This window comes from Methylobacter svalbardensis, assembly GCF_037671525.1.
GTDB lineage: Bacteria > Pseudomonadota > Gammaproteobacteria > Methylococcales > Methylomonadaceae > Methylobacter_A > Methylobacter_A svalbardensis.
The window spans coordinates 1-5537 of the sequence record NZ_JAWPOH010000114.1 but is presented as its reverse complement, the minus strand read 5'-3'; the positions used below and the strand labels follow the sequence as shown (position 1 = coordinate 5537).

The window sequence follows — 5537 nt, the reverse complement described above, 5'->3', positions numbered from 1 at the left end:
GAGATGTGGGAGAAATCAAGCATCCCCTATACCGTACGCAAGAAACGCAAAGCTTTTTTCAATAATATTGAAAGCCAAAAATCGGGGAATGTTTAGCTTGCGAAAAAGGGCTGATTTCGACAGCCTACGATAGCACTCAATAATTTCTTCGGTTTGCAGCCATGCCCCACGATTCATATCCGCGGCCTGGGGCAGAATATTGGTCATTGTGTTTGTAGCTTTTATGGCTTCGTCTGATGCGTCCAAATGATTTGCTGGAACTTGATGGCTGCGATCGTAACCTTGACCATAGGCATTGGCAGTTGTTTGTTGACACTCGGCTGGAACATTCTGATCAAGAAAGAACTTGTCATACCGTTTGGCGTTGCCATTATCGTGTTGTGCCACATACTGGAATTTTATTGCCCCATGTTTTGAACAATCCAGCCAGACTGTGAAGCCGGGGTAATCGAGTTTTAAGATATTTCCGGATCGTGTAATCTCGGTATTGCTTTGAGCAATAGGCGCTGAATATGAAGATGCTGAGCTTGAATTAGGCTTTGATTGCTTCTGATCACCACTAATATAACTGGAACAGTCCTTAACGGATTTGCTAACACTACCATCATTGCAGACAAACTGGGAGCCGTCACAATGTGATATTCCTGATTTTTTGCCGGAACACGGTGCCGCTGCCAAACTGGTCAAAGGCAGTAGTAATAGAGCCATCAGTATAATTTTGTTCATTTATTTGAGTAACTTGATGAATGAAAGTAAGCCCAGTAAAGCAACTGGATACATTGGCAGTATTATAAGTAAAGTATAACGAAAATCATTTAATATTCAATTATATAGCGAACTAATGCACGCCATTCTGTTAAAATATTCGATTATTAAGGGAGTTGCAGATGGTCAAATCAGAGTTGGTGCGAGTATTAAGTGACAAGTTGCCTGAATTTCAGACAAGAGATGTTGAGTTGGCTCTAAACTGCATGCTTGATCAGATGAATACTGCATTGGAAAATGGCGAACGTATTGAGATTCGTGGCTTTGGCAGCTTTGATTTGAGGCATCAACAGGCTCGGCTTTCGCGTAATCCAAAAACTGGCGAACCCGTAAACTTGGCAGCAAAGGTCAGGCTTCATTTTAAGCCAGGCAAGGAACTCAAGGATCGTGTTGATGCCGCGCGTAACAAATGCCGGATTACAGAATAATGAAGTAGGATACATGATTGCTTGGTTAATATTCGATCGGCCAATAAGTCAGTGGCTTAATCTTTAATCAAGTATTCTTCTTTATGGGGTACGACAACGATTCCTTCATTTTTGGGCCATAAGGAATTTCAGTGTCTAATCACCTGCATATTCTTCCTCAAATATGCCAATGTTTATGGTTTAAACCAGTCGCTCTTCCTGATCCGAATGAGTCACTTGAATTTACTCAAAAGCGGTTATTCATACTGAATAAATTAAGGGTAGTCGACCGACAAAAATCGACCCATAGCTGCGGTCAAAACTGTTTTAAATCCTTTAAATGAACGGTCGACCAAACATTAGACAGTCCGCATCCTTATTGTCTAATATTGTTTTAACCTATTTTAATAGAATGTTCGTTAATATCTATAATTGACGCAAATAAACGCTGATACCACGCAATTTTTGCAAGGTGTTCTGAGCCATACCCGCCCGTAGCTCGGATTAATTCATTATGACAAATACAGTTTAGGACATGTAAAACTGGAGGCTCTTCGGTCTCAATATCTAAACGTTCCGAAGTCCATTCGGCTAACTTTTCTGTGTCTTTAGTAGTAGATGTTGTAATTTTTTTTTCTAAGACAATAAATCGCTTAGCTAAGTCGTTATGAAGACGGGCTTGCCGAACTGAACCAACAACCAAATTAATAGATGATAAAATAGTAACGGCAGCTGCTGCAGTGAGAGCTATATCTTGTGATTGAGCTTTTAAAATACCGTAAACTGTTGCTGACCCCATAACGACAGATATGGCGTTTACAATTAAATTGAAACGATCATAAAAACTACGTCGTCTAATGTGATATCGAATTGAGCGACGAACATCAAATAGTAATTTATGAATATTTTCTTCTATATCCATCATAATTATTTTAATAAATTTTTTAGAGTCACTTTTTTGGAATAGGCGGTGACGGTAATGTATTCATCACCGTTGTAACTACAGAACCAGCGCGCCCCCTTGCACTATCAAATGTAGGAGTCGATTTGTTTCCAGAAGAACGTTCTTTAAGATCTTCAGTAGAATAATTTTCATTAATTTTGCTTGATTCAGATTTGTTTTTTTTATTAGTCATGGTTTTCTATGATTGTTAAATTAAATGATTACTATCAAATACTAATAAAACTTTACAGTATTTACTTAACGTAAGCAATATACAGAATAGCATCCCACCCACTTTCGGTTCAGATACATTAGGCAAAATGAAGATTTTTAAAACAGCATTATAGGTTTTATGCAGCTTACAGCGGCTTTAAATACTACGACATTAGACAAAACGATATGACGGTCTGCAATTGGCCTAACTGAGACCGCCAGTGTTAGGTTCAATCCAAACAAATATTTTGAAACTGTCAAATCAAGTTCAGAGTTTTACAATTTATGATCATCGCATTAAAAGAACCATCCTTTGAGCTTTATACAGCGTACTTGGCGATTAATAAGGAAATTGTAAAGTTTTTTATACGGGTTTATATTTTCTTTCACCGTTGGGGGTAATAACGATGGTTCCCCATGTATGATCTATTCCTTGGCATGTTTTACATTCTACTTGTTCAAGTAATAGCGTATAAACGCCTGAGGACGTTACATGAAACCAATTTAAAAAAGTACTGCTCCTGTTATCAATCGCAATACTACAGCCTATGTATTCACCTTCAGCGATATTTTCATAACTTCTTTCCTTTTTTCCATCAAGCGTTAAGAAGTTAATAGCTTTATTTTCTTCTATTTTTTCACAAATTAATTGATTGTATGAATCATTTTTTATGGTTACGCTGACTCTTGGTGCTTTTAATTCGTTGAAACTTTGATTATTTTGACTCTTTTCTGAAATTTTTATATTTTTAGGTAATCCGGTGCTATTTCGTTCTGTTAAGTAGCTATATCCTGCATAAGTTATGCCGTTTGCTAATAAAACGCCGATTACAATACAAAATATTAATTTAGTTTCGTTCATGCCATATCCATCACGTTAAGTAAAAAACTTACATTTGTAGTTAACAGCTTACATTAGTGGCTTTAGTGCTGCTTCCGGCCTTTTCATCGGTTCATGTTTTAACCGTCCTCCATTGGAAAACGGCGTTTAAATTTTCCAATAGCTGGACCAGCGGGGGCATTTGAACATGAAATTACGGTTTCGATTCAAATTTGTTCATTATCAATAAGATACCGTATTAGAGCTGGCACATAAAACAACGAAAATATTGTTTCTCATGGAAGCATAAGTCTTTGTTTTTAATAAATCGCCTTGTCTCATTTACTCAAATCGTATGTTTCTGTGTAAATGCTCCCGCTAGTCCAGAAAGGCGTCTAAACAAAAAGCTATCAATATTTCATATCGATGCGCAGATATGAATGCCACCGTATCAAGTCATTACTAAAAAGGTTTTACAAGGCGACTTTACGCATTTACGAAGGAATTCTTACACCTAGCCTAAACCTTTCATTTTGACCAATTAAACCCTTGCGCTCTATTCGACAAAACAGTAAACGTATCCTGAATCTCCTCTTCCTCGTGTTCAATTATTCGTTTCGCTGTTGGGAACTGCACCAAAAAAATAGCTAAATCAAAATTATCAGAAATAATTACGGATTCCTCAGCTTCCATTTCTGAATGCCAAATACCTTGCGAGACTCGGCAACTTTGATTTACTCGTTTTGTGCCAACATGATTTAATCGATCAAGCGCAGATTGTGGGACTGGCGTACCTGGTCGCAAATAAGTACCCCGTTTGCTTGCTAGTTTGCTTGGATAAGACCAACAAATAAAATGATCACGAGCCACTACCAATAATGCGGCTTTTTCAGTGAATTCCAGCCACTTTAGCGCAGTGGCGGTAAATGAGGTTCCATAACGTTCAGCACAGTGCCTTAACAAGTCAAGAGTAACAGCTTGTCCTTGGATTTGTTTTCTAAAATCATTTATGGGCATCAATAAATAAGACGCAAAATTGTTCGCTTCCGATTCAAGTTTTTTCGATTCTGTACTTTCATAGTCCAGCATATCACCTTGACCGCACTGAAATTTTTCACGCAATTTTCGATGCAAAAGATAGTGTCCAAACTCATGCCCAAGGGTAAAATTGATTCGTCCTGGAACAGTGACAGTATCATCATAAGAAATGCACCAGTCACCCTTCTTTCGCTTAGATAGCATTCCATCAATACCAGTAATTCCGTGCGCTTTAATAATTCCTACAGGTTCATCTGGAAATCTCGTTTTAGTCACTTCGGGAGCAATTTGTTTAACATCAACAGGGAAATTTTGACCGCACACCATCCAAAGTTTGGATAACTCAATTCCCCAAGCTGAAGGTGTTTTTGGATTACTCATCATCGTCAATTGCATTTAAAAATTTCTCAAGATGCGCTCTTTTGGTTGCATCAAGCTGAGTGATACGGCGAAAAAACACTTGGTTTACGTCCGATTCTGTCAATGTCAGTTTTTCGTCATCCAAAAGAAACTCTACGGTAACTCCGAACACGTCTGCAATCTTAGAAATTTTTTCGGCTGAAGGTCTCACAACTGGGCGATTCTCCAACTCCCAGATGTAACTTTTACTTGAACCTGTTTTCTCGGCAAGCTCATCAAGCGTAAGCTTTAAACGCTTACGTTCTGCACGTATTTTTTCCCCCAATAACGTGGCCATAGGGTAACTCCTTATAAAATAAGTTCAGAGTAGCAGTATTTTTTGTACTTATCAACAGAATACTGTATGGTGTTACTTGTAATACTTCTATACCGAACTTTTTAGTAAAAACGCATATTTATTAAAGGAACACACAACATGGCATTTGAAATTAACGGTTTAAAAGAGCTTCAAAATAAGCTTAAGGCAATTGATGGTCAGCAAAGTGTTCCCCTTACGGAAATGCTTACGCCATCTTTCATAGCTTTCTGTTCAAGCTTCACTTCCGTGGAAAAGCTTTTTGAGGCAAGCGGATTTAAAGTCAACAACGATGAAGACTTTAAAGCTATTCCTGATATTGAGTGGGATTCATTTATCGGTAACAACACCAGTTACCCTAATTGGTCTGAAATGCTTAAAGCTGCTGGTACTCAATGGACTATAGCCAAACTAGGGCTATCTTCTTAACTGAAATCTAATACTCGATGTTCAAGTTTTTAAATTTTTTGCAGCCTGATTCTTGGAAAATTATCCAGCAGCACGGTACTGTAGCGAAACCGTCGGCCCTAAACGCCCCAAATCCCTCCCAACCATATGTTTTCCAGAAGGCATTAACTGAAAAACCTCATCAATAAGTCCAGCCAATTCTTTGAGCTTAGCCGCAGGATTCTTATC

Annotated in this window: 8 protein-coding genes; 2 read left to right on the top strand and 6 right to left on the bottom strand. The window is 38.1% G+C overall.

Annotation, left to right across the window (positions count from 1 at the left end):
• Nucleotides 1–15 precede the first annotated feature (15 nt).
• On the bottom strand, nucleotides 16–726 hold the full coding sequence (locus RW114_RS19640; RefSeq protein WP_340124431.1) for a DNA/RNA non-specific endonuclease: 711 nt from the start codon (nucleotides 724–726) through the stop codon (nucleotides 16–18).
• 161 nt (nucleotides 727–887) lie between these two features.
• Here RW114_RS19640 and RW114_RS19635 point away from each other — a divergent pair, with 161 nt between their 5' ends.
• Complete coding sequence (locus RW114_RS19635) at nucleotides 888–1193, top strand: integration host factor subunit beta (RefSeq protein ID WP_340124430.1); 306 nt, start codon at nucleotides 888–890, stop codon at nucleotides 1191–1193.
• A 373-nt stretch (nucleotides 1194–1566) separates the two neighbouring features.
• On the opposite strand, the gene RW114_RS19630 is transcribed toward RW114_RS19635, so the two are convergent.
• The 5 genes from RW114_RS19630 to RW114_RS19610 form a co-directional block, all read right to left on the bottom strand.
• On the bottom strand, nucleotides 1567–2094 hold the full coding sequence (locus RW114_RS19630; RefSeq protein ID WP_340124429.1) for a hypothetical protein: 528 nt from the start codon (nucleotides 2092–2094) through the stop codon (nucleotides 1567–1569).
• Between the two features lie 28 nt (nucleotides 2095–2122).
• The gene (locus tag RW114_RS19625; protein WP_340124428.1) at nucleotides 2123–2308 is read right to left on the bottom strand and encodes a hypothetical protein; all 186 of its coding nucleotides are present in this window, start codon (nucleotides 2306–2308) and stop codon (nucleotides 2123–2125) included.
• A gap of 384 nt (nucleotides 2309–2692) precedes the next feature.
• Nucleotides 2693–3190: a hypothetical protein gene (locus tag RW114_RS19620; RefSeq protein WP_340124427.1), complete on the bottom strand. Its 498-nt coding sequence runs from the start codon at nucleotides 3188–3190 to the stop codon at nucleotides 2693–2695.
• A gap of 486 nt (nucleotides 3191–3676) precedes the next feature.
• Nucleotides 3677–4567 carry an ImmA/IrrE family metallo-endopeptidase gene (locus tag RW114_RS19615; protein WP_340124426.1) on the bottom strand — a complete coding sequence of 297 codons (891 nt, stop codon included), beginning with the start codon at nucleotides 4565–4567 and terminating at the stop codon, nucleotides 3677–3679.
• Nucleotides 4560–4883: a helix-turn-helix domain-containing protein gene (locus tag RW114_RS19610; protein WP_340124425.1), complete on the bottom strand. Its 324-nt coding sequence runs from the start codon at nucleotides 4881–4883 to the stop codon at nucleotides 4560–4562. Before RW114_RS19610 ends, RW114_RS19615 begins: the two co-directional genes overlap by 8 nt.
• A gap of 138 nt (nucleotides 4884–5021) precedes the next feature.
• Between RW114_RS19610 and RW114_RS19605 the strand changes: the two genes are divergently transcribed.
• The gene (locus tag RW114_RS19605; protein WP_340124424.1) at nucleotides 5022–5330 is read left to right on the top strand and encodes a hypothetical protein; all 309 of its coding nucleotides are present in this window, start codon (nucleotides 5022–5024) and stop codon (nucleotides 5328–5330) included.
• The last annotated feature ends 207 nt before the right edge of the window (nucleotides 5331–5537 follow it).

Excerpts from the sequence above, each read along its gene's own strand:
- RW114_RS19640 (WP_340124431.1), bottom strand. The coding sequence starts at position 726 with ATGAACAAAATTATACTGATGGCTCTATTACTACTGCCTTTGACCAGT.
- RW114_RS19635 (WP_340124430.1), top strand. The coding sequence starts at position 888 with ATGGTCAAATCAGAGTTGGTGCGAGTATTAAGTGACAAGTTGCCTGAA.
- RW114_RS19630 (WP_340124429.1), bottom strand. The coding sequence starts at position 2,094 with ATGGATATAGAAGAAAATATTCATAAATTACTATTTGATGTTCGTCGC.
- RW114_RS19625 (WP_340124428.1), bottom strand. The coding sequence starts at position 2,308 with ATGACTAATAAAAAAAACAAATCTGAATCAAGCAAAATTAATGAAAAT.
- RW114_RS19620 (WP_340124427.1), bottom strand. The coding sequence starts at position 3,190 with ATGAACGAAACTAAATTAATATTTTGTATTGTAATCGGCGTTTTATTA.
- RW114_RS19615 (WP_340124426.1), bottom strand. The coding sequence starts at position 4,567 with ATGAGTAATCCAAAAACACCTTCAGCTTGGGGAATTGAGTTATCCAAA.
- RW114_RS19610 (WP_340124425.1), bottom strand. The coding sequence starts at position 4,883 with ATGGCCACGTTATTGGGGGAAAAAATACGTGCAGAACGTAAGCGTTTA.
- RW114_RS19605 (WP_340124424.1), top strand. The coding sequence starts at position 5,022 with ATGGCATTTGAAATTAACGGTTTAAAAGAGCTTCAAAATAAGCTTAAG.